Origin of the sequence: Antiquaquibacter oligotrophicus, assembly GCF_020535405.1 — a bacterium.
Classification (GTDB): Bacteria; Actinomycetota; Actinomycetes; order Actinomycetales; family Microbacteriaceae; genus Rhodoglobus; species Rhodoglobus oligotrophicus.
Map to the genome: position 1 here is coordinate 2585379 of NZ_CP085036.1, position 21505 is coordinate 2606883.

Below are 21505 nucleotides of genomic sequence, written 5' to 3' on the forward strand. Positions count from 1 at the left end.
TCCGAGACGAGAGCGCGGTCCAACGCGACCCTCTCTCCTCTCCGACCCAAGGACTCCCGTGGATCTTTACTCGTTCCCTCCCATCGCCGCCGCCCTTGATGCGGCTCACAGTGTCATCACGTGGCTCATCGCTGCTCTTACACCCTTCGCAGCGGGTGCCGCTCCCACTCTCTCCATCGTTCTCTTGACCGTCGTCATCCGGTCTCTCCTGCTTCCCGCGAGCGTCGCGGCGTTCCGGGGTGACCTGGAGAGGCGTCGGCTCGCTCCGCGTATCGCCGAACTTCGGACCCGCTATTCGAAGAACCCCGAAATGCTTCAGCGCAAGACCATGGAGCTCTACGCGCGGGAGCGCGTGAGTCCCTTCGCCGGGATCCTGCCGCTCCTCATCCAGCTGCCCGTGCTGTCCCTGGTCTACGGACTTTTTGTTCTGCCGACCATCAACGGCCACGCGAACGGATTGCTCGCCGAGACGTTCGCCGGGGTGCCGCTCTCGTCGTCGTTTGTTGGCCTCGTTGGTGGTGGGTCGGATCCTCTTCACCTGGCCGTCGTGGGATCGCTGCTCGCACTCATCGCGCTCGTCGTGTGGCTATCGCGTCGATATGCAGCGCCGATCGCCCCACAACCCGATGTGGCATCGCCCGGCCTCGGTGCAATCACTCGGGTCCTCGGTTTTCTGCCCTTTGTGACGGTCGTCTTCGCCGCCGTCGTGCCACTCGCGGCGACCGTATACCTGGCGACAACAACAACGTGGACGTTCGTCGAACGACAGGTCATGCGCAGGGCCCTGGACCCAAACCGGCGGATGCGCGGCTCCGAATCGACAGCATGACGACCCCATCAGCACCCGTTTCGGCCACTGCGCTGGTCTCCGTGCTCAGCCATCCGGTTGTGGCGTGGGAGTTCGTCACGGGGCTGGATCCCGCGAGTTTTTATCCGTCGTACGGGCCCTTGCCGGCCGTCGTCGGTGTGCGTGACCAGTCGGGCGACTGGACAACCGCCGGGCAGGAACGCACTCTTCTGCTCTCCGACGGTGGGCACGTGGTCGAGCACGTGACGGATGCCGAGTCCCCAACCTTCTTCGCCTACCAACTCAGCGACTTCCAGAGGCTCTTCGGTGTGCTGGTCTCCGGGGCGCGCGCGGAATGGCGATTCGAGAAGACCGCCCACGGCACGCGCATCCTGTGGACGTACTCGTTTTTCGCAAAACCGGGTCGTCGCCTGATCGTCCGCGCGATCGTCAAAGCCTTCTGGTCGCCCTATATGGAGCGGGTACTGCCGGGAATCGCCGCGGCTACGCCGAGCGCATCACGTCGGAGCTGAAAGCGTCGATTCGCGACAACAACCCGGCGATGCGTCCTTCGAGCACCTCGGCGGGGGACGGCTGCATGTCGGACGCCGGAGGCAGGATGCGGATGAGGTGCGAGCACGCCAGATCGGAACAGATGTACGTTCCGATCGTGTTGCCGTCACGGCCAGCTTGGCCGGCCCTCGGGGCGGAGAAGAGCGAAACCTGATCGCTCGGTTGGGTGATCCTGCACAACGAACACATGGCCGGGATGCCCGATCGTAGGGCGGAGTCGGCCTCGCGAAGAACGATGCCGACGGGGCGGTCATCCTTCCAGAACACGACGTAGCCGCGTTGGTGAGCTTGCGGGTCGCGCCACCCGAGGTACTCGCGATGGTCCCACATGACTTCGTGGAGGCCGGGGAGGGGTAGTCGTTCTGTCTCGCCCTGACTGGCGTTGACGAAGCTGGATCTGATGTCCGCTGCGTCTACTGCCTTCACCGCTCCAGCGTAACCGCGACGCGGTAACTATGCAGTCAGTCCCGCCTCGACCATGTCGATGACCCGTTGTGTGGTCGCATCGGCATGGGGGCGGGGGAGCGCACGCAGGGGGCCGTCGATGAGGAGCATTGCGAGGCCGTGGACCGACGACCAGGCCAAAAATTCGGCGCCTTCGCGGCGATGGGGTGGCATCGCGCCCGACGCGACGAGTTCGTCGAGGCTGTCGCCGAGAAGCTCGAACGGGGTTCGGCCGCTGGGGCCCACGCGAGTCGGGCTCGCGGCCTCCTCGAGGTCCGCCGGGACAAAAAACGCCGTGCGGAACATCCCAGGTTCGTCGAGGGCGAATCGCACGTAGGCGCTCCCCACGGCACGCAGGTGTCCGCGTGCGATGTCGACGGGATTCGAGGCTGACACGAGCGCGAATTCAGCATCGATGTGCTCGGCCAGCCGTGCTTGCGCTGCATCAACGACGGCGGCGAGAAGAGCCTCGCGGTCCGCGAAATGGCGGTAGGCGGCATTCGGCGACACCCCGACGCGCCGTGTCGCCTCTCGCAACACCACCGCATCCGGTCCGCCCGTGCTCGCCAGCTCGATGCCCGCGGAGAGGAGGGCTTGCCGGAGATCACCGTGGTGATAGCTGGCGCGCGATGGCGATGGAGTCGACATGGAGTCCCCTCTGGACGGATACCCCATCCTATGCGAGTGTGGACAGTGTTTACATCGAAGGGGATCATCATGCTCGGCACTTCTCCCGCTTTCAGCGGCTTTTCCGTGAACGACCTCGACGCTGCCTACGAGTTCTATTCGGGAGTGCTGGGATTGGACGTGGAGCGGTGGGAGATGGGGTTGCTCAATCTCGCTATCCCCGGAGGCGCGCACGTCGTCATCTATCCGAAGCCCAATCACGAGCCGGCGACCTTCACGGTGCTGAACTTTCCGGTCGACGACGTCGACACGATCGTCGATGCGCTGTCCGGGCGCGGTGTCGTCTTCGAACGCTACGAGGGACTGAACCAGGACGAGAAAGGTATCTCTCGAGGTAAGGCGAGCGGTGAGGGGCCCGATATTGCGTGGTTCACCGATCCTGCCGGCAACATCCTGTCGGTCCTGACGGAGTAGGGCACCGCGTACCGACAGGCGCCGAGTAGCGCGCTGTTCCACCTGCAACACTGGACGCGTGCAACGCGAACTCCTCGGACGACTCCGAGATGACCTGGCGGCGGCGGATTACAGTGTGGACGGCATCCGCGCGCTGTGGGGTGGGGATGCCGCGGCGGCACTCCATCGAGGTCACCGCATCCCCGCTTTACGTGCCCTGCGCGACCAGACGTCGGCTCGTGCAACCCTCGCGTCCGCGTTTGTGCTCGGCCTTCCCGTAGCGCCCGACGAGCTCGACTCTGCCCTCCCGAGCCTCGGGCTGGCGGGAGCCAACACGCTGGGGCTCGTCGATGACGGGGGTGCTCCGCTCCTCGACCTCCGACCGTACAGCGTTGTCGACGGTCAGGGCGTTGCCAGTTGGTGGATCGCGTCCGACCTCGGTGAGCTCGCGCTCGGGCACGCTATCCCGGAGCACCACGTGCTCGGTGTGGGCGGAGCATCCACCACCCTCAGTGGGCTCATGATCGATCGACCTGCGCGATCGGCTCTGGATCTGGGCACCGGGTGCGGGATCCAAGCACTCCACCTGGCCCGGCACGCCGAACACGTCGTCGCTACCGACATTTCTCAGCGAGCCCTGGACCTCGCGGCGATGAATGCCGTGCTGAACGACATCGACTCGATCGAGTTTCGGCTCGGTAGTCTCTTCGAGCCTGTCGTCGGAGAGCAGTTCGACCACATCGTCTCCAACCCGCCCTTCGTGATCACTCCGCGCTCGACTGGGATTCCCGCGTACGAGTACCGCGACGGCGGAATGGTCGGGGATGCACTCGTCGCCACCGTCATCGCGGGTCTGCGGGAGCACCTGCGGCCAGGGGGCTTCGCACAACTTCTCGGCAACTGGGAGTACGGCGCGGTCCCGGGTCTCGAGCGTGCGGGGGAGTGGGCGGATGCCACGAACCTCGCCTACTGGATCGTGGAGCGCGAACGTCAGTCCGCCGCCGAGTACGCCGAGACGTGGATTCGTGATGGCGGCACCGCGGCGGGCCCGGACTTCGACATCTGGTATGACGCCTGGCTCGACGATTTCTCTCGCCGCGGGGTGACGAGCGTTGGCTTCGGGTACCTCGCCTTCCGGGCACCGGAGCAGTCGGGCGCTACGCCGCTGAGGCGCGCGGAGGAGTACGGAGGGCCTCTGGGCGGTTCCCTGGGTGACCACATCCAGCACGTGTTCGCCGCCCACGATTGGCTGGAGACCACCGACCTGCTTCAGGCCACGCTGACCGTCGCGGGCGATGTGACGGAGGAGCGCCACTATTGGCCGGGGGCTGAGGATCCGACGGTGATGCTGCTGCGGCAGGGTTCGGGTTTCGCTCGAAGTGTTCCTGTCGGAACGGCGATTGCGGCCGTCGTCGGCGCGTGTGACGGCGACCTTCCCGTCGGGGTGATTTGTGCGGCCGTGGCCGACCTGATGGGCGTGGATTATGGCCAGTTGACGGCCGAGATTCTGCCCCCACTTCGGGAGCTCGTTGTGACGGGATTTCTACTGCCGTAGCGGTCGTTCTGCTGGCACACTGGTGCGACCTCGCTACCAATGAAGGAGCCTCGTGTCCGCAGCCACACCCACGAACCGTAAGGTCATCGGACTCGCGATCGCTGGTGCGGTCGGCGGCTTCCTTTTCGGGTTCGATTCGTCTGTCGTCAACGGGGCAGTCGATGCCATCCGCAGCGACTTCTCGCTCGGTGCCGCGCTCACCGGTTTCGCCGTGGCCGTCGCCCTCCTCGGCTGTGCCGTGGGCGCCGTGCTCGCTGGCCGCCTGGCCGACCGACTCGGTCGTGTGCCCGTCATGCTCATCGGTTCCGTGCTCTTCATTGCGAGCGCGATCGGAGCGGCATTCGCCGGTGGCGTCGCCGACCTCATCCTGTGGCGTGTGATCGGAGGCCTCGGCATCGGAATCGCGTCGGTGATCGCGCCCGCCTACATCGCCGAGATCTCGCCGTCCGATATGCGCGGGCGCCTCGGTTCGCTCCAGCAGTTGGCGATCACCGTCGGTATTTTCGCGGCGCTCCTCTCCGATGCGGTGTTTGCCGATGCCGCCGGGGGAGCCACCGAGGTCATCGCCGGTCTCGATGCGTGGCGATGGATGTTCCTGGTCGGGGTCGTTCCGGGTGTCGTGTACGGCGTCCTCGCACTCCGGCTTCCCGAATCGCCGAGATACCTCGTGCTCAAGGGACACGAGGCGAAAGCTCGGGTTGTGTTCGAGAAGTACTGGCCAGGGCAGGACGCGGATGCTGCGATCGGAGACATCCGTGACTCCCTCGCCAAGGATGCCGAGGCCAAACGCACCGGAACGCTCCTCTCACCCCGCACGGGCCTGAAACCGATCGTGTGGATCGGCATCGCACTCTCGGTGTTCCAGCAGTTCGTGGGAATCAACGTGATTTTCTACTACTCGACGGAGCTGTGGTCGTCGGTCGGTTTCCCGGAGTCGGCCTCGTTCGGCATCTCGGTGGCGACGGGGATCGTCAACATCGCGGTGACACTCGTGGCGATTGCGCTCGTCGACCGGGTCGGTCGGCGCCCCATCCTTCTCACGGGCTCGCTCGGCATGGCGGTTTCCCTCGGTGTGATGGCTCTCGCCTTCAGCCAAGCGACGGTGACAAGCGACGGCCCGCAGCTCGAGGGTGCCTGGGGGCCCGTGGCCCTCGTTGCCGCAAACATTTTTGTGATCGCCTTCGGAGTGTCGTGGGGACCACTCGTGTGGGTTCTTCTCGGCGAGATCTTCCCGAACTCGATCCGCGCCAAGGCTCTCGGGGTCGCCGCCGGAGCCCAGTGGATCGCCAACTTCGTTGTCACCGTGAGCTTCCCCTCACTCTCCGCCTTCTCGCTACCGCTGACGTACGGTGCGTATGCGATATTCGCCGCACTGTCGTTCCTTTTTGTGCTGCGCCTCATCCCGGAGACGAAGGGAACGAGCCTCGAGGATGCCGACACGCTCCTCGACCGCGGTGCGCGCTCCGGTGGTGCTGATCCGCGTCATACAGTGTCTGCATGACCGACGAGACACCGCAGAAGGACGACACGCCAACAGGCCCGTCGCGCCGAGCCTTCCTACGGTCGGCAGCGGTCGGGGTCGGCGGGTTTGCTGCGGGTGCTGCCGCCGCTGGCGGCATCGCGGCCGCAGTCAACTCGACGCGTGCGCCCGCGGGTTTCGACCCCCTGGAGCCGCGACACGAGCCGGGCTTCGATCATGTCGTGACGGTGATGTACGAGAACCGTTCCTTCGACAACATCCTGGGGTACCTGTACGGGGTTGACGAGAAGTCTGGTTCCTCGGACTTCGACGGACTCGCGCAGGGCAGCTATTCCAATCCCGGGCCACAGGGAGATTCGGTTCCCGCCCACCCGTACAGCGGCAGCACCGACGAGATCATGCGCCACCCCCAGCCCGACCCGGGGGAGACCTACCCGCACGTCAATACACAGCTGTTCGGAATCATCGACCCGAAGACCAACGCCGAGCTCCACGAGCATCCGCTCGCTGCCCCCTACAACGCGCCGAAGCCCGGCGACAAACCCGACATGTCGGGGTTCGTCAAGGACTACATCGTCAACTACAAGCGCATCAAGAAAGGCGCAGACCCCTCATCCGATGAATACGCGGTGGCGATGGGGTCCTTCACGCCAGAGATGTTGCCGGTGTTCAGCGCGATTGCCAAGGGTTTCGCGGTTTTTGACGCCTGGTACTGCGGCGTTCCCTCGCAAACCTTCTGCAACCGGTCGTTTTTTCACGCCTCGACGTCGCACGGTTTCGTCACGAACAAGGATCTGGGCGGTTACGACAAGTGGATCGATGCTCCGGCGGAGCCCACGATCTTCAACCGGCTCGAGGAGGCCGGGCTCAGTTGGCGGGTGTACTACGACGTGGATCAGATGGTCTCGTTCACCGGTGTCCTGCATGCGCCGGTGTTGCAGCAGTACTGGAAGTCCAACTTCCGCAGCATGGAACAGTTCTTCGACGACGTCGAGAAGGGCAATCTTCCGGCCTACTCGTTCATCGAACCTCGGATGGTTTTCAACCACAACGACATGCACCCACCGGTCGGCGTTCTCCGCGAGGGTGATGAGGACGGCGTCGAAGTCTTCAACGGCGCCCTCTCCGACGTACGCGCGGGGGAGGCTCTTCTCCACTCCATCTACTCGGCACTGCGCACCGCTGATTCTGACACCGGCTCCAACGCCATGAACACAGCGCTGCTCGTCACCTTCGACGAGCACGGCGGTACCTACGATCACGTCGCACCCCCGACGGCGGTTCCCCCAACGCAGGACGCTCCGGAAGGGGAGATGGGCTTCCGATTCGACAGACTCGGATGCCGTGTGCCCGCGATCCTCGTGAGCGCCTACACCGCCGCCGGAACGGTCATCCACGACGAAATGCACCACGGCTCGCTTATCGCGTCCCTCAATCGTCTCCACGGCCTGAGCCCCTTGACGAGGCGGGATGCGACGGCCAATACCTTCCTCAATGCGGTGAACCTTTCGACTCCACGGCAGCCGTGGGAATGGCCGATCACCCACCCGCAGTACCTTCCGACAAACCCGGAAAGCGTTCCGCAGCCGAGCGACAAACACAAAAAGCGCGAGCTGTCGGCGCCCGCTCAGGGCTTACTCGGGCTGTTGCTGGCCAAGTACGAACCCGACGTTCCGGTGCCGCAGACGTACGGCGACGCCTACGACGTGCTGGTCAAACACGGTAAGGGTCTGTTCGGCGATCGGGACTAGCACCGCGCATTCACGCTTTTCTCACCATTCACGAAGGCTGCTCTGCGACACTCGTGGTCATGATCCGGCGCCGACACCTGCTTGTGCTCGTCGCCTTCCTCTACATCGGCATGCTCGTGGGGCTCACTTTCGTGCCGGGTGCGACGTCGGGACGTCAGTGGTGGTGGCTTCCCGTAGTCCTCTTTATGCCGGTCGGGTTCCTGCTCACGCTCATGATGGGCCGTCGTCGCTGGTGGGTTGCCATCGGTTTTGGTGTGCTCGGGGCCGCGTGGGTTGAAGCCGCTCAGACCATTTGGATGCCGGACGGTTCGGCATCGGTCCTCGATATCGTGCTTTCCAGCATCGGGGCCGTGCTCGGCGTTGTCATCGGTGTGATCGTGATCTCGGCGCGGCTCGAATCCATTCGTTCACATGCTGTTCCCAGCATCGTCCCGCAGGCTGGAAGTCGGGGAATTCCCCAGGACTAGTTCGAGCCGGCAGGGTGATACCGCCGCGACTCGGTCCCTGTCTGCGCGGTGGCTGTTCGCCACCCTCGCCTGACCGTTCCATGCCGCGATGCATCCCTAGCCGTGTCGTGCGCCGCACCATCGAGGATTTCACGCTTGCCCCAGTACCGCCGTTCCACCCGTGCTCTGCACCGCCGACAGGTGTCCCCCTACGTCGGGTTGCTCTCTCTCAACAAGCGCAGCAGGGCCCTCGCGGCCCTCGCGTGCGCCTACGCCTTCATGAGCATCCCCGCGCTGCCCGCGTCGGCGACACCTGTCGCCCTCGAGACCCGTGCACCAGGCCAGGCATTTCTCGCCCAGGCGTATCTCCCCGTGCCCGCGGTTCGTGACGGGTTCGGCGTGACGGAGTTCTCCCTCGTACAGTGGCCGGTTCCCGCGAACACGACCATGACGAGCGATTACGGCTACCGCAATTGCGCCGGATGCTCGTCAGACCACAAGGGGATCGATTTGACCCCGGGAGACGGTTACCCAATCGAGTCGGTCGCCGACGGCATTGTCGTCGAAGCGGCCGAAGACAGCGGCGGCCTCGGTGTCCACGTGGTCGTTGAGCACAACATCGACGGTCAGGTCGTGCGCACCGTCTACGCCCACATGCGCTACGGATCGATCGCCCACTCCGCGGGAGAAACCGTGGCTCGCGGGGACCAACTCGGACTGGTGGGAAACACCGGCGCGAGCACGGGATCGCACCTGCACTTCGAGGTGATCGTCGACGACGTTCAGATCAACCCGCTGACATGGCTTCTCGAGCACGCTAATAGCTGAATCAAGCAGAATCCTCAGACGGCATCCCTAGAGTGAGAGCGGCGGCACAGCGCCGCCGGATGGAGAACTCTCATGGGATTCCTTGACCGCCTCTTCGGTGCCGAGCCAGCCGAGCAGACCCCACCTCCGCGCCGGCAGCGTAACGACGACGAGATCGCCGTCGAGCGCTATCGTTACCTCCTCCGCACCGCGCCGCCGGAGACGATCGAGCACGTGCACACCGAGGCCTTTGCGAAGCTCACGGATGCTCAGCGCTCCATGATCTTCGACGAGTTGACCGCGAACGCCCCAGCGGGCGAAGCTCCCCGCGGCAACGACGCGCGTTCGCTCGCCCAGTCGGCCACGCGCTCCGAACTGCGCCAGCCTGGCACCATGGAGCGTTCCTTCCAGGGTCCGAGCTTCGGCTCGATGGTCGGCAGCTCCCTGCTCGGCACGATCGCGGGTTACGTCATCGGGTCCGCGATCGTCGGTGCGTTTCTGCCGCCTGCGGATGCTTCAGCCGATGCTGGCGCGGACACCGGTGCCGAGTCGGCCGATGCGGGGGGAGCCGGCGACTCCGGTGACGGTCTCGGCGATTTCGGGGGAGCAGACTTCGGTGGCGATTTCGGCGGCGACTTCGGGTTCTAGTCGCCTCGATCGTGAGCGCCGTGTCATCCCTGATGCGGCCGTGCGCGGCGGTACCCTCGTCCGGTGACCGACGACCGCTACGGACCTGACGTCCTCGCCGGGTTCTCCCGTCGAGGCACCGAGAAGCCGCGTGTTGTGCCGATCTCGCACGGGCTCGTACTCGAGGATCCGGCATCCGGATTCACCGGTGCCGTCGTCACGTTCGGCGGTGGGCTCGTCCATCTCGAGGATCGCGGCGGTGGGGTGCGAACGTTCCCGGCGAGCGCCGAGTTCCTCGTTGACGGCAAACGTGTCACCCTCGGTCGTCCCGTGGCGGCGGCTCCCGCTCAGCGACGGACGGCGTCCGGCTCTTTCGCTGTCGAGGATGCCCGTGCACGTGTTGCACTGCCGAGCCGTATCTACGTCGAGGGTCGCCACGATGCGGAGCTCGTCGAGCGTGTGTGGGGCGACGACCTGCGTGTCGAAGGGGTCGTCGTCGAGTACCTCGAGGGAATCGACCATCTGGAGCGTGTGCTCGAAGACTTCCGCCCCGCTCCCGATCGGCGCGCCGGGGTTCTCGTCGACCACCTCGTTCCCGGGTCGAAGGAGAGCCGCATCGCGGAGGCCGTGCAACGTCGGTTCTCGTCCGTGCTCGTTGTCGGGCATCCGTACATCGATGTCTGGCAAGCGGTGAAACCAGCGCGTCTCGGACTTACGGCGTGGCCGACGGTCGAGCGGGGCACCGAGTGGAAACACGGCGTGTGCGAGGCTCTCGGCTGGCCGCACGCAGACCAGGCCGACATCGCTCGTGCGTGGCAACTCATCCTTTCGAAGGTCGACAGTTACACCGATCTCGAGCCGTCTCTTCTGGCCAGGGTCGAAGAGCTCATCGACTTCGTCACTCTCCCGTGAATGCCCCTTGGCGGGTATGATTCATAGAACTGAATGGATTCCGGGAGAGGGGTGATCGCGTGAAGAAGTACATTGCTGCACTTGTCGCCGTCGCAACCACCTTCGTTCTCTCGGCACTTCCTCTGGCAGCCCACGCTCAGTCGTCCGACGGTTCCAACGAACTCGCGGCCACCGGTAGCGCCTTGGGCGCCTTCGAACTGTTCGTTGGCGGGGCCGGCGCGGTGATGCTTATCGGCGCCACGCTGCTCGTCATCGCGACGCGTCGTCGCGCGCGGGACACGTCAGCTCACTGAGAGGCGCACCGAACCCCGTCGTGTACGGTGGCGCTATGGCCTTGCCCAGCGTGTCCATCGTGATCCCTGCATACAACGAGGAAGACACGATCAGGGCCTGCGTGCTCGCCGCGCTTCATCAAACGGTCGCGGCAACCGAGATCATCGTTGTTGACAACAAGTCGACCGATGGCACCGCCGGTGTCGTGCATGCGCTGCAGGCCACCTACCCCGACGCGCCCATTCACTACCTACGTCAGGACACAACCCAGGGTCTGATTCCCACCCGCAACTTCGGTCTCGACCACGCCACGGGTGACGTGATCGGGCGTATCGACGCCGACTCCGTGCTGGAGCCCACGTGGGTGGAAGCAGTGCAGGCCGTTTTCGCTGACCCGGAGGTCTCGGCATCCACGGGTCCGGTCATCTACTACGACATGCCCTTGCGGCGGTTCGGACACAAAGCCGACGACGCGCTGCGACGTGCGCTCGTGAAGGTCACCAAAGAGTCGCACCTGCTCTTCGGGAGCAACATGGCGATCCGTGCGAGCGCGTGGCGCCAGATACGTCACGATGCGTGCATGGATGCAGCGGACGAACTGCACGAGGACATCGACCTGAGCCTTCACCTCCACGAGCACGGCTTGCGTATCGCGTACTCGTCGGACATGGTCACCGGCATGTCTGCTCGTCGTCTGGACGATTCGCCGCGGGAGTTCTACAACTACGTGATGCGTTTTGAGCGCACCTACGATCGCCACAACGTCCGCTCGCTCACGCTGCGCGCCCCGATGGCGATTTTCCTCTCGGCATACCCCGCATTGAAGGTCATGCGTGAGGTCACGCAGCTCCAGCGGTAGGCGCCGTATCCTCCGTAATCCGGGTGAGGTTTCGACTCTGAGGCAGAACCGAGGCAGACTGGGGGGCGTGCTTCGCCCACTCGCCTTCACCGCGGCCGCCGCTCTCGGCGCGACCATGATGATGCCGGCGATCGCCTTCTCCGAGCCCGAGGACGCCACACTGACTGAGGCTGGGGGGTGGACGCCACCCCCGCAGCGCGTCACCGTGGATGACTACGAGGAGACTCCGCTAGCGCGTGACGGCTACACGGTGGAGATGCCGAAGCCGCCCGAGCCTGACCCCTTGCCCATCGTGTCGGTCACCCCCATCGCCGGTCTGCTCACGACGTGGCCCTGTTCGGCACCCGTCAACGACGGCTTCGGCCCGCGCGGAAGCGGCATGCATAACGGCATCGACATCATGTGCAGTCACGGCACCCAGCTGGTCGCGTCGGCCCCGGGTGTTGTAGTCGAAGTCGAACTCGGGGGCAGCTGGGGTCAGTACATCAAGATCGATCACGGTGGTGTGGCGACCCTGTACTCGCACCTCATCGAAGGCTCACCCACCGTTGCCGTTGGCCAGGTTGTGGCGGCAGGGGAACCGATCGGACTCGTCGGTGACAGCGGAAATGCCTCGGTGGCGCACTGCCACTTCGAGGTGTGGGTCAGCGGCGTGCGCGTCGACCCCATGCCGTGGTTGCCGTAACCTCGCTCCGGTCCGGCTCCTAGAACTTTCGCGTGAAGGGCAGTGGCTTGCGCATGCGGATGAGAAGCAGCAGCGGCACGATCACGTAGGGCAGATTGAACGCGAGAAACTTCGCGGGGTTGCCGGTGCGAAACTCCGGCTCGCCGAAGAACTCGACACCGAAGACGACGATGCCCGTGATTGACGCGATCATCGTCGCGTAGATCACGGCGGGCAGCTGGATCCAGTTCCAACCCTTGATGAGGGCCGGAACGAGCACCAGGTAAAAGAGCATGTACACAAATGCGGACAGCCCCGTGACGATGCGCATCCAGACGGGCGGATGCATAAAGAGTGGGTCTGCGTCGTGCGCGTACCAGTAGTTCGAGTCGACCAGGAAATTGCCCGTGGGCCTGCTGAAATCGACGCCGAGAGTGGGCAGCATATCCGCGATGCACGACGTGACGATGAACAGGGTGAAGAACACCGCGAACACGATGTCGATCGGGCGCGCGCGAAGCGGAAGATTGGGCAGCGTTGCATCCGTCACGGGCACCACACTAGCCCCGCGCCTGGCGCGCGCTGAGGTTTGCCGCGGGCGCGCCTGTTCAGACACCCGCGCCGCATCCAAACCGCGGCGCGGCGAGTGGCGCTGAGCGACGTCCCGCTCTACTGGAGGGCGGGCAGGATCTCGGAGGCGATGTACTCCAGTTGCTCGTGGTCGGCAAAGTCATGCACTTGGAGGTACACGCGTGACACCCCGAGCTCCTGCAACCCACCGAGAACGTCGAGGACTTCGGATGCCGAACCGCCGAACCCGGATGCTCGAAGATCCGAGGTGCTCTGCCCCGTGACATCCGCCCGCCGCGCGAACTCGGCCTCGGTCGGGCCGACCGCCGTCGTGCCCGCAATCGAGAACACCATCGACTCCGGGTCGCGGCCGAGAGCCTCACACGCTTCCCGCACCCGAGCGATGCGTTCCCGGGTGACCTCGGGCTCGGCGCGCCACGAGTTGAACTCGTCGGCGAAACGCGCCGCCAGGGCCGGGGTCTTTTTCGCGCCGGCACCGCCGACGATAAGGGGGACGTGCTGTTGTGTCGGCTTCGGGAGGGCAGGCGAGTCCTCGAGTGTGTAGTGCTCTCCCGCGTAGCTGAATCGTTCACCGACGGGTGTTCCCCACAGCCCGGTGACGATCTCCAGCTGCTCCTCGAACGGCCCGAACCGCTTCCCGGGGAACGGTATGCCGTACTGCCGATGCTCTGCCTCGAACCAACCCGTGCCGAGTCCAAGCTCGACGCGCCCACCCGACATCGCATCAACCTGGGCGACCTCGATGGCGAGGATTCCCGGCAGCCGGAAGGTCGCGGATGACACGAGCGTGCCCAGTCGGATCGTGCTCGTCTCGCGCGCCAGCCCCGCCAACGTCACCCACGAATCGGTGGGCCCGGGCAATGCATCGCGGTGTTTGCTCATCGTCGAGTAGTGGTCTGAGCGGAAGTATCCGCCGAACCCGAGACGCTCGGCGGTGAGCGCGAGCTGTAGCTGATCCTCGTAGCTGGCGCCGTACTGCGGTTCGGTGAAGATGCGGAAGTCCATACATCGAGCCTATGCTTACGTCTCGTACACGGGAGTCCGGTGAGCCGGGCTGAGAGGAAGCTTCTCCAAGCTTCGACCGTCGAACCTGATCTGGATCATGCCAGCGCAGGGAGGCCTCTTGAAACCCGTGCCGTTTCGAACCCGAAAGGCACATCCTTATGTCCGCATCAACCAACCGTTTCCGTTGGCGAGTCGTCGACATCGTCATCGCCGCTGTGATTGGCGTCGCCGCCGGTCTTGTCTTTTTCCTCTGGAACCAGGTTTACAACCCCCTCACCGCACCGCTCGAGGCAGCACTTCCGGGCCTCCAGGCACTCATGTACGGCGTGTGGTTGTTCGCCGGTGTTCTCGGCGGTCTGATCATCCGTAAGCCGGGAGCCGCGCTCTTCACCGAACTCGTCGCCGCGACGGTTTCCGCTCTCCTCGGAGCCTCCTGGGGCCCGCTGACCATCGAAGCCGGTCTCGTGCAGGGACTTGGCGCTGAGCTGATTTTCCTCCTGTTCCTCTACCGCGTGTGGAGCCCGTATGTCGCCGTCCTGGCGGGCGCCGCGGCCGGGCTCGCCATGGGCATCAACGACCTCATCCTCTGGTACCCGGGTGCGACGCTTGGCTTCCAGGTGACCTATGCCGCGTCGGCGATCGCCTCGGGTGCCATCATCGCGGGCCTCGGTTCGTGGCTCATCGCACGCGGTCTGGCGCGCACGGGTGCCCTCGATCGGTTTGCCTCCGGCCGCGAGAACGCCGCGCGCGTGTGACATCCTCGCCGTCAGTCATCCCCACCCCCGTGGTCGCACGGGGGTGGGGATGGCGCCACGCGTCCCGCTTGGCGTGGGCCGTGACCGATCTCGACCTTCGCATCGACGCAGGTGAACGTGTGCTGTTGCTCGGCTCATCGGGCTCCGGTAAGTCGACGCTGCTGCAGGCGATTGCCGGGGTACTCGGAGACGACGAGGGAGAGTCCGTCGGCGAGTTGCTCGTCGGAGGACGCGATCCGCGAGAGGCGCGCGGCACGGTGGGGCTCGTTTTGCAGGATCCCGACTCACAGGTCATGCTCGCGCGCGTTGGCGACGATGTCGCCTTCGGCTGCGAGAACCTCGGCGTGCCGAGGGACGAAATCTGGAACCGCGTGAGCGAGGCCCTCGAAGCCGTTGGGCTCGATGTTCCGCTTGATCACCCGACGACCGCATTGTCCGGCGGGCAGAAGCAGCGGCTTGCTCTCGCTGGCGTGCTCGCCATGCGACCCGGCATCCTCATCTTCGACGAACCGACCGCCAATCTCGATCCCGATGGCGTAAAGCAGGTTCGGGATGCCGTGACACGTGTTGCGGAGACGACGGGCGCGACGCTCGTCATCGTCGAGCATCGGGTCGCCGTATGGCGCGACCTCGTCGATCGGGTTGTTGTCCTGAGCGCCGACGGGGGTGTGCTCGCAGACGGTGCACCGGACCGTGTGCTCGGTGACCGGGGCGCTGAACTCGCGGACGCCGGCATTTGGGTGCCGGAGTTTCCGCCGACGGTTCCGGTGCGACGGCGCGGCGACTCGTCCGTTCTGGAGTCCGCGACCGGCCTCGCTGTAGGGCCCGCGCGGGGGGTCATCGTCGCCGACGAGATCGATCTTCGTGTGGAATCGGGCCGCGTGCTCGCCATCACAGGCGCAAACGGTGCCGGCAAGTCCACACTGGGCCTCACTCTCGGAGGCCTCATTCCCGCGCTCGGAGGAACCCTCGACGCGAGTCCGCTCGCCGGAGGCCTTTCCGCGCAGCCGTATCGCTGGGCCTCGCGCGAGCTGCTCACGAGAGTGGGGACCGTATTTCAGGACCCCGAGCATCAATTCCTCGCCCGGACGGTTCGCGACGAACTGCTTTTTGGTCCCCGCCTTCTCGGATATCCGGATGCCGACCTCGAGGCCATCGCCGATGACCTGCTCGCTCGTCTCCGGCTCGAGAGGCTCCAGCGCGCCAACCCCTTCACCCTGTCGGGCGGCGAGAAACGTCGGCTCTCGGTGGCCACCGTCCTCGCCACGAAGCCACGGATGCTCGTCCTCGATGAACCCACGTTCGGTCAGGATCGCACCACGTGGATCGAACTGGTCGGGCTCCTGAACACTCTCGCCGACGACGGCACAGGTATCGTCGCGATCACTCACGACGCAGAACTCGTGGACTCGATCGCCGACGACGTGTACCGGATGGGGTCCCGATGACTCTCCTCGCCCCGACCCGGGGAACACACGTCGTGCACCGCATCAACCCGGTGACCAAACTCGTGGCGAGCATTCTCGTCAGCATCGCGCTTGTGCTCTCCATCGACTGGGTTTCGGCCACGGTTGCTCTCGCCGCCGAGTTCCTGCTGTTCCCGTTCGCCGGACTCACTCTCGCCCAGTTCTTCCGGCGAACTGCTGCCGTCTGGATCGCGGCCGTACTGGGCGGGTTCACGATCCTGCTCTACGGCAGACCGTCGGGCGAGACCTACGCGCAGTTTCTGCTCGTCCACATCACAGACGGCTCCATCGAGTTGGCCATCGCGACGGTGCTGCGTGTGCTTGCCATCGCCCTCCCGGCCGTTGTGCTCTTCGCGACGGTCGATCCGACGGACCTTGCCGACGGTTTCGCACAGATCTTGCGTCTGCCAGCACGTTTTGTCCTCGGCGCCCTCGCGGGACTGCGGCTCGTGAGCCTGTTCGCCGAGGATTGGCGCAGCCTCGAACGTGCCAGACGGGCACGAGGTGTGGGTGATGGCGGTCGCATCCGTCGATTCCTCAGTCAGGCGTTCGCGCTCCTGGTGCTGGCGATCCGTCGGGGGAGCAAGCTCGCCACCGCGATGGAGGCCCGCGCCTTCGGCGCGCCCGGCCCGCGGACGTGGGCTCGGCGGTCGCGATTGCGCGGTGCGGATGCGGTGCTCCTTGCTCTCGCGGTGGCCGTGGCGGTGGCATCCGTCAGCATCTCGGTAGCGACCGGCTCCTGGAACTTCATCGGGGGTCAGGGCTGATGGATGTCACGCTCATCGACGGGCGCTCAGGCTCCGGTAAATCCGACCTCGCGAGCCTGCTCGTCTCCCTGGACGACCGGTACCAACTCGTTCGCCTCGACGACGTCTACCCGGGGTGGGATGGACTGCTTCACGCCTCACTCGCCGTGCCGCGCATGATCGACACTCTCCAGTGGCAGGCGTGGGATTGGGCTGGCGACCAGCCGGGGGCTCGTCACACCCTCGATCCCGATCGGCCACTCATCATCGAGGGGGTGGGCGCTCTGTCGCGCGAAAGCCGTCGGCGTGCCTCCACAGCACTGTGGCTCGAAGCCGATGACACTACTCGGCGCAGTCGTGCCCTCGCTCGCGATGGCGAGACGTTCCGCCCGCACTGGGAGCGGTGGGCCGCGCAGGAGCGCGCGTTCATCGAGCGCGAGCATCCGCAGAGCCTCGCCGACGTGACCGTCGTAACGGCAGCCGCGGGCTAGATCGTCGAGTCGCCGACCTTCGTCCACACCTGGGTGACCTTGCCACCGCGAGGGTGAATCGTCAGGGCGTCGCCGTCGCACGTGATCTCAAGTCCGACCGAGTCGTCGACGACAAGCGAGGGAAGCTGCCAGGGCGACTCCTCGATGGGGGAGCCGTTTGCTTCGGGCTGCGTGGAGATCGTCATGGCGCTGTCGTCCCACCGGCGAGGGATCGCCACGTCGCCGGAAATGTACGCCGCGCCGGTCACATCGCCCGCGTACTGCTGATTGACCGTCACGGCGAAGTCGCCCGTCACCTGCACGAACAGCGTGAGCTGCATGTCAGCCGTGAGGAGCACGTGGCCCTTCTCGTTCCAGTCGAGTCGCTGTGTGCCCGTGATCTCGACGTTCTCGCCGAGTCCGCGGCGGGCGAACTCTTCTTTCATCTTGGGTGCGTAGTCTGCGACGTCGAGTTCCCAGACGTGCCCGAGCGCACACGCAGCGACACCGGTGAGCGGCTCCGGCTCTCCGCCGGCCTCGAGGAGCGAGCATCCGCTGAGGGCGACGGCGACCGCCACCGAACCTGCCACCAGTGCTGTGCTTCTGCCGAACATGAGACCTCCTCTAAACAGGGTAGTCTCCCTCCCTGGTGCCGACGCGCCACGGTCACGGGTAACCACGACTGCGCTAATCCCAACCTAGCCGGTGAAGCTGATCGTCATCGATTCCGTAAAAATGCGCTATTTCGTGGACGAGTGTTACGTGGATTTGGTCGCGCAGTTCGTCGAGATCCTCCGACACCGACAGGAGCGGCTCGCGGTAGAGGATGATCCGGTCGGGTAGTTCTCCGAAACCGTACGTACCGCGTTCCGTGAGGGCGACACCGTCGTAGAGACCCAGGAGATCGAGCGAACCATCCTCTGGCCGGTCCTCAACAACAAAAACGACGTTGTCGAGTCCGTCGACCATCTCGTCGGGCAGCAGATCGAGTTCCTCGACGACGAGCCGTTCGAAGTCCTCGGAGTTGATGTCCTCCATCAGCCCTCCATGGCGTCGAGGAGCGACCCTTGCACAAAACCGAGCCACTGGTAGATGTCCTGCATGACCTCGTCGTCATGTCCGACATCGTCCGCGGTCTCGATGCCGAGTCGAACAGCGATGATCAGGCGCAGATCGGTCAGCACCGTCAACCACGCTTCGGCCTGAGGCGCGTCGAGCTCGGCAAGTCCGTCGCCAAGCGTCGCCCTGAGGAGACTGGCGTTGGTGACCTTACGAAGTGCGAGGGTTTGCTCCGTGAGCCGGCGGTACTCCGACGACGCATCCGGGTCGTCCCTGTAGGCGTCGGGGAAGAGCCGTCTCAAGGCCGGATCGTCGGATGCCGCGTGCGATCCGTTCATGCCCAACTCATCGGGCGACGCCGGTGCAAGGGGGTTGAGCATCGCGGTCATCTGATCGATGAGTTCACGCAAAACTTCGACCTCTTGCTGTGCAAAGGCGGCGACATAGCGGCCACCCTCCAGTCTGAACGGCATCACGAGAACGCCTTCGACACTGTCGCCCACAGTCCGAAACCGTGCATCGCCTCCACGTGCCGCTCCATCTCCTCGCGCGGCCCCGTCGCGACGACGGCCTTCCCCTCGTTATGAACGAGAAGCATGAGGCGCTCGGCCTCCTCGCGCGGGTAACCGAAGTAGGTCTGGAAGACCCGCGTCACGTAAGGCTGGAGGTTCACCGGGTCGTCCCACACGATCGTGACCCACGGAACGTCGAGGGATACGAGCTCGGAGAGTTCCGTCTCGCTCGACGTCGTAGGCACACACTCTCCCGGTAAAACAGGAAAACGGCCCGGATGACTCGGACCGTTTTCACCTGGGGTGGACGACGGGGCTCGAACCCGCGACATCCGGCTCCACAAGCCAGCGCTCTGCCAACTGAGCTACGCCCACCATGTGGCCCCAATCGGGGCAACCGGATAAGTGTATTACAGCCGCGAGGCGAAAGACTCCACCACGTCAGCGGAGAGTTCTTGAAGGAGCTCGGTCGACGGCCCCGGCTCGCCGACGAAGACCGCGCGGCGGTAGTACTCGAGTTCGCGGATCGATTCGAGAATGTCGGCGAGGGCGCGGTGGCCTCCGTCCTTAGTTGGTGCGTTGAAGTAGACACGCGGAAACCAGTGTCGCGACAGCTCTTTGATGGATGACACGTCGATGCTGCGGTAGTGCAGGTGCGAGTCGACGCGAGGCATGTATTTGGCGAGGAACATGCGGTCGGTACCGATGGTGTTGCCGGCGAGCGGTGCGGTCTTGGGTGTCGGCACGTGGTTGATGATGTACTCGTGCACGGCGAACTCGGCGTCGGCCAACGACATGCCGTGGGGGATCTCCTCCAGCAGTCCGCTCGAGGTGTGCATCTCCCTGACGAAGTCGCTCATGTTGTCGAACGCGGACTGGTCCGGATTGATCACGACACTGAAGCCGGGGTCGACCGCGACAAGGTTGTAGTCGGTGATGACGACGGCAACTTCGACCAACTCGTCCACACCAACATCGAGACCGGTCATCTCGCAATCGATCCAAACGAGCAAATCAGAGTTCGAGGGCATTCCCGCAGTCTATCGGCGGGCGGCGACGCTGATCAGTCGGGGAAGTTTGGCCGAACGCCCGTCACCCGTGGATACTCCGCGCACGCGTCGAGCCACCCACGGCAATGCATGCTGACGCGCCCACTGCGCGAAAGAGAGATCGGCCCTCGGCGGCGCGACCGGGAGGGCCGCAGCGGGCGGTGCGGCGACCTCGTAATACGCGATGCCGAGCGAGTGCGCGGCGCGCGAGGCGAGCAGACGATGGCCGGAGGATGACAGGTGCACACGATCCTCTGACCACATCGACGGCGACTGAAGTTCGCGGATGCCCCACAGATCCAGGGTGAAGGTCTTGTGTTCTCGGGCGATACTCCACAGGTTCGCGTTGTAGACGGCGGCCCGGCCGCGCAGGGGTTTGAGGAAGAACGCGAACCGCGGGTCGAAACACGTGGCAAGGAGAACATCGATACCCGCCGCGCGCAGGGCGGCGACACCCTTTTCGACTTCGGTGGCGAGCGAATCGGGATCGGCGTGTGCTCCCATGAGATCGTTGCCGCCGATGAGGATCGAGACAAGGTCCGCCCGCAGCTCGATCGCTCGGGGAACTTGCTCCTCGACCACGTGGCGAACTCGGCGGCCGCGAACGGCGAGGTTGGCGAACGCGGAGGAAGAGCCGCTGAGGCGCGCGTTGCCGTCGAGGATGATCGCCAACCGGTCCGCCCAACCGAGCCACGGTTCGCCGGCGCCGACAATCGGGTCGCACAGACCCTCGGTGATCGAATCACCGAGAGCTACATACCGATTCCACCCCGACTCCACGGGATCAGTGTCACGCTCGCGGTGCTCCGTGACCAGCGTTTGTGGCGCGGATCACGGAGTGTATACGCAGTGTTCGCTGGCGGTATACCTCTGCCAGTGGTCAGGCCTTTCTGGTAGACCTGAGGCATGTCACACACTCCCGAACTCTCCCACGGCGACGAGTACGTCATCTTCTACAGCGGAGGCCCGTACGACGGCCAGAGCGACACCAGAATCAGCACCGACGGGAGCTGGGACGACGAGGTCACGGTCATTGCCGCGGTCGACGGCAAGGAGACGCAGCTCGTCTACGCCAACCCTGTCGCGCGCGAGGTCGGCGAACAGGTCCAAGTGACCTACTCATGGGATGTCCCCGACAGCGAGCCCCTCGAAGCCCTCGACGAGCGCAACGACGACTAGAGGGAATCTCCGGCACGGGCCGAGAGTTGACGTCGGTATGAAGGTGCTCTTCTTCTCATCGGCGTTCTGTGAGCCGTGTATGGTCACGCGGGGCGTTCTGCGCGAAGTCGAGCGGCTGGTGCCGTCCGCGCGAATTGTGGAGCTGGATGTCGCGGCGCACAGCGACCGCGCGGAGGAGGCGGGCATCCGTTCCACCCCCACCGTTGTGGTGCTCGACAACTCGGACTCCGAGGTGTTCCGCGCGGAGGGGGCGCCCACGGTGAACCAGGTGCTCGTGGCTCTCGCCAAGGCCGTGTGACCTCGCTGCGGTATCGTGTCAACGCCGCCCCCGTAGCTCAGCGGATAGAGCAGGAGCCTTCTAATCTCTTGGTCGCAGGTTCGATTCCTGCCGGGGGCACGCCGTTGGCGTGGCGCC

Annotated in this window: 29 protein-coding genes, 2 tRNA genes and 1 riboswitch; of the genes, 20 read left to right on the plus strand and 11 right to left on the minus strand. The window is 65.1% G+C overall.

Annotation, left to right across the window (positions count from 1 at the left end):
- Positions 1–58 precede the first annotated feature (58 nt).
- Positions 59–829: a YidC/Oxa1 family membrane protein insertase gene (locus LH407_RS12585; protein WP_322133638.1), complete on the plus strand. Its 771-nt coding sequence runs from the start codon at positions 59–61 to the stop codon at positions 827–829.
- Positions 826–1320: an SRPBCC family protein gene (locus LH407_RS12590; RefSeq protein WP_322133637.1), complete on the plus strand. Its 495-nt coding sequence runs from the start codon at positions 826–828 to the stop codon at positions 1318–1320. Before LH407_RS12585 ends, LH407_RS12590 begins: the two co-directional genes overlap by 4 nt.
- Here LH407_RS12590 and LH407_RS12595 read toward each other — a convergent pair.
- Both LH407_RS12595 and LH407_RS12600 read right to left on the minus strand, forming a co-directional pair.
- Entirely contained in the window at positions 1292–1786 is a 495-nt protein-coding gene (locus tag LH407_RS12595) for an FBP domain-containing protein (protein ID WP_322133636.1), read from the minus strand. The two genes, LH407_RS12590 and LH407_RS12595, sit on opposite strands and share 29 nt — an antisense overlap.
- Before the next feature lie 27 nt (positions 1787–1813).
- On the minus strand, positions 1814–2452 hold the full coding sequence (locus LH407_RS12600; protein ID WP_322133635.1) for a TetR/AcrR family transcriptional regulator: 639 nt from the start codon (positions 2450–2452) through the stop codon (positions 1814–1816).
- 69 nt (positions 2453–2521) lie between these two features.
- Here LH407_RS12600 and LH407_RS12605 point away from each other — a divergent pair, with 69 nt between their 5' ends.
- The 11 genes from LH407_RS12605 (at position 2522) to LH407_RS12655 (ending at position 12279) form a co-directional block, all read left to right on the plus strand.
- On the plus strand, positions 2522–2905 hold the full coding sequence (locus LH407_RS12605) for a VOC family protein (RefSeq protein ID WP_322133634.1): 384 nt from the start codon (positions 2522–2524) through the stop codon (positions 2903–2905).
- A gap of 58 nt (positions 2906–2963) precedes the next feature.
- Positions 2964–4439: a DUF7059 domain-containing protein gene (locus LH407_RS12610; protein WP_322133633.1), complete on the plus strand. Its 1476-nt coding sequence runs from the start codon at positions 2964–2966 to the stop codon at positions 4437–4439.
- Positions 4440–4491: 52 nt separating this feature from the next.
- A complete protein-coding gene (locus LH407_RS12615) occupies positions 4492–5940 on the plus strand; it encodes a sugar porter family MFS transporter (protein WP_322133632.1) in 1449 nt (482 codons plus the stop codon).
- Positions 5937–7670, plus strand: a complete 1734-nt coding sequence (locus tag LH407_RS12620; protein ID WP_322133631.1) for an alkaline phosphatase family protein — start codon at positions 5937–5939, stop codon at positions 7668–7670. The genes LH407_RS12615 and LH407_RS12620 overlap by 4 nt, the downstream gene beginning before the upstream one ends.
- Before the next feature lie 59 nt (positions 7671–7729).
- On the plus strand, positions 7730–8137 hold the full coding sequence (locus LH407_RS12625; protein WP_322133630.1) for a VanZ family protein: 408 nt from the start codon (positions 7730–7732) through the stop codon (positions 8135–8137).
- A 135-nt stretch (positions 8138–8272) separates the two neighbouring features.
- Positions 8273–8944, plus strand: a complete 672-nt coding sequence (locus tag LH407_RS12630) for a M23 family metallopeptidase (RefSeq protein WP_322133629.1) — start codon at positions 8273–8275, stop codon at positions 8942–8944.
- 72 nt (positions 8945–9016) lie between these two features.
- Positions 9017–9571 (plus strand): hypothetical protein, encoded by a 555-nt coding sequence (locus LH407_RS12635; RefSeq protein WP_322133628.1) that lies wholly within the window; start codon positions 9017–9019, stop codon positions 9569–9571.
- A gap of 63 nt (positions 9572–9634) precedes the next feature.
- Complete coding sequence (locus LH407_RS12640; RefSeq protein ID WP_322133627.1) at positions 9635–10462, plus strand: DUF3097 domain-containing protein; 828 nt, start codon at positions 9635–9637, stop codon at positions 10460–10462.
- Positions 10463–10521: 59 nt separating this feature from the next.
- Positions 10522–10755, plus strand: coding sequence for a hypothetical protein (locus LH407_RS12645; RefSeq protein ID WP_322133626.1), 234 nt, complete (start codon positions 10522–10524; stop codon positions 10753–10755).
- 35 nt (positions 10756–10790) lie between these two features.
- The gene (locus LH407_RS12650; RefSeq protein WP_322133625.1) at positions 10791–11594 is read left to right on the plus strand and encodes a glycosyltransferase; all 804 of its coding nucleotides are present in this window, start codon (positions 10791–10793) and stop codon (positions 11592–11594) included.
- 67 nt (positions 11595–11661) lie between these two features.
- Positions 11662–12279, plus strand: coding sequence for a M23 family metallopeptidase (locus LH407_RS12655; protein WP_322133624.1), 618 nt, complete (start codon positions 11662–11664; stop codon positions 12277–12279).
- 19 nt (positions 12280–12298) lie between these two features.
- On the opposite strand, the gene LH407_RS12660 is transcribed toward LH407_RS12655, so the two are convergent.
- Positions 12299–12808 carry an EXPERA domain-containing protein gene (locus tag LH407_RS12660; protein WP_322133623.1) on the minus strand — a complete coding sequence of 170 codons (510 nt, stop codon included), beginning with the start codon at positions 12806–12808 and terminating at the stop codon, positions 12299–12301.
- A gap of 119 nt (positions 12809–12927) precedes the next feature.
- Positions 12928–13854 (minus strand): LLM class F420-dependent oxidoreductase, encoded by a 927-nt coding sequence (locus LH407_RS12665; protein WP_322133622.1) that lies wholly within the window; start codon positions 13852–13854, stop codon positions 12928–12930.
- 18 nt (positions 13855–13872) lie between these two features.
- Positions 13873–13983: riboswitch (TPP riboswitch) on the plus strand.
- A 29-nt stretch (positions 13984–14012) separates the two neighbouring features.
- On the opposite strand from LH407_RS12665, the gene LH407_RS12670 reads away from it, so the two are divergent.
- From LH407_RS12670 to LH407_RS12685, 4 genes are all read left to right on the plus strand, one after another.
- Positions 14013–14609 carry an ECF transporter S component gene (locus tag LH407_RS12670; protein WP_322133621.1) on the plus strand — a complete coding sequence of 199 codons (597 nt, stop codon included), beginning with the start codon at positions 14013–14015 and terminating at the stop codon, positions 14607–14609.
- Positions 14610–14689: 80 nt separating this feature from the next.
- Complete coding sequence (locus tag LH407_RS12675; protein ID WP_322133620.1) at positions 14690–16057, plus strand: ABC transporter ATP-binding protein; 1368 nt, start codon at positions 14690–14692, stop codon at positions 16055–16057.
- Positions 16054–16842 (plus strand): energy-coupling factor transporter transmembrane component T family protein, encoded by a 789-nt coding sequence (locus LH407_RS12680; RefSeq protein WP_322133619.1) that lies wholly within the window; start codon positions 16054–16056, stop codon positions 16840–16842. Before LH407_RS12675 ends, LH407_RS12680 begins: the two co-directional genes overlap by 4 nt.
- Positions 16842–17312 (plus strand): nucleoside/nucleotide kinase family protein, encoded by a 471-nt coding sequence (locus LH407_RS12685; RefSeq protein WP_322133618.1) that lies wholly within the window; start codon positions 16842–16844, stop codon positions 17310–17312. The genes LH407_RS12680 and LH407_RS12685 overlap by 1 nt, the downstream gene beginning before the upstream one ends.
- Here LH407_RS12685 and LH407_RS12690 read toward each other — a convergent pair.
- The 7 genes from LH407_RS12690 to LH407_RS12720 all read right to left on the minus strand — a co-directional run bounded on the left by LH407_RS12690 (position 17309) and on the right by LH407_RS12720 (position 20691).
- Positions 17309–17905 carry a hypothetical protein gene (locus LH407_RS12690; protein ID WP_322133617.1) on the minus strand — a complete coding sequence of 199 codons (597 nt, stop codon included), beginning with the start codon at positions 17903–17905 and terminating at the stop codon, positions 17309–17311. The genes LH407_RS12685 and LH407_RS12690 overlap by 4 nt on opposite strands.
- A 73-nt stretch (positions 17906–17978) precedes the next feature.
- Positions 17979–18329, minus strand: coding sequence for a metallopeptidase family protein (locus LH407_RS12695; RefSeq protein ID WP_322133616.1), 351 nt, complete (start codon positions 18327–18329; stop codon positions 17979–17981).
- Positions 18329–18823 (minus strand): DUF2017 domain-containing protein, encoded by a 495-nt coding sequence (locus tag LH407_RS12700; RefSeq protein ID WP_322133615.1) that lies wholly within the window; start codon positions 18821–18823, stop codon positions 18329–18331. Before LH407_RS12700 ends, LH407_RS12695 begins: the two co-directional genes overlap by 1 nt.
- Positions 18823–19107 carry an ATP-dependent Clp protease adapter ClpS gene (gene clpS / locus LH407_RS12705; RefSeq protein ID WP_322133614.1) on the minus strand — a complete coding sequence of 95 codons (285 nt, stop codon included), beginning with the start codon at positions 19105–19107 and terminating at the stop codon, positions 18823–18825. The genes LH407_RS12700 and clpS overlap by 1 nt, the downstream gene beginning before the upstream one ends.
- A gap of 54 nt (positions 19108–19161) precedes the next feature.
- Positions 19162–19237: transfer RNA gene (locus tag LH407_RS12710), tRNA-His, on the minus strand.
- A 35-nt stretch (positions 19238–19272) separates the two neighbouring features.
- Complete coding sequence (orn, locus tag LH407_RS12715) at positions 19273–19893, minus strand: oligoribonuclease (protein WP_322133613.1); 621 nt, start codon at positions 19891–19893, stop codon at positions 19273–19275.
- A gap of 9 nt (positions 19894–19902) precedes the next feature.
- Positions 19903–20691, minus strand: coding sequence for an SGNH/GDSL hydrolase family protein (locus LH407_RS12720; protein ID WP_322133612.1), 789 nt, complete (start codon positions 20689–20691; stop codon positions 19903–19905).
- Positions 20692–20817: 126 nt separating this feature from the next.
- On the opposite strand from LH407_RS12720, the gene LH407_RS12725 reads away from it, so the two are divergent.
- The 3 genes from LH407_RS12725 to LH407_RS12735 all read left to right on the plus strand — a co-directional run bounded on the left by LH407_RS12725 (position 20818) and on the right by LH407_RS12735 (position 21487).
- Positions 20818–21090, plus strand: a complete 273-nt coding sequence (locus tag LH407_RS12725) for an OTU domain-containing protein (RefSeq protein ID WP_322133611.1) — start codon at positions 20818–20820, stop codon at positions 21088–21090.
- Between the two features lie 37 nt (positions 21091–21127).
- Positions 21128–21388 (plus strand): thioredoxin family protein, encoded by a 261-nt coding sequence (locus LH407_RS12730; RefSeq protein WP_322133610.1) that lies wholly within the window; start codon positions 21128–21130, stop codon positions 21386–21388.
- A gap of 26 nt (positions 21389–21414) precedes the next feature.
- A tRNA-Arg gene (locus LH407_RS12735) sits at positions 21415–21487 on the plus strand.
- Positions 21488–21505: the final 18 nt, after the last annotated feature.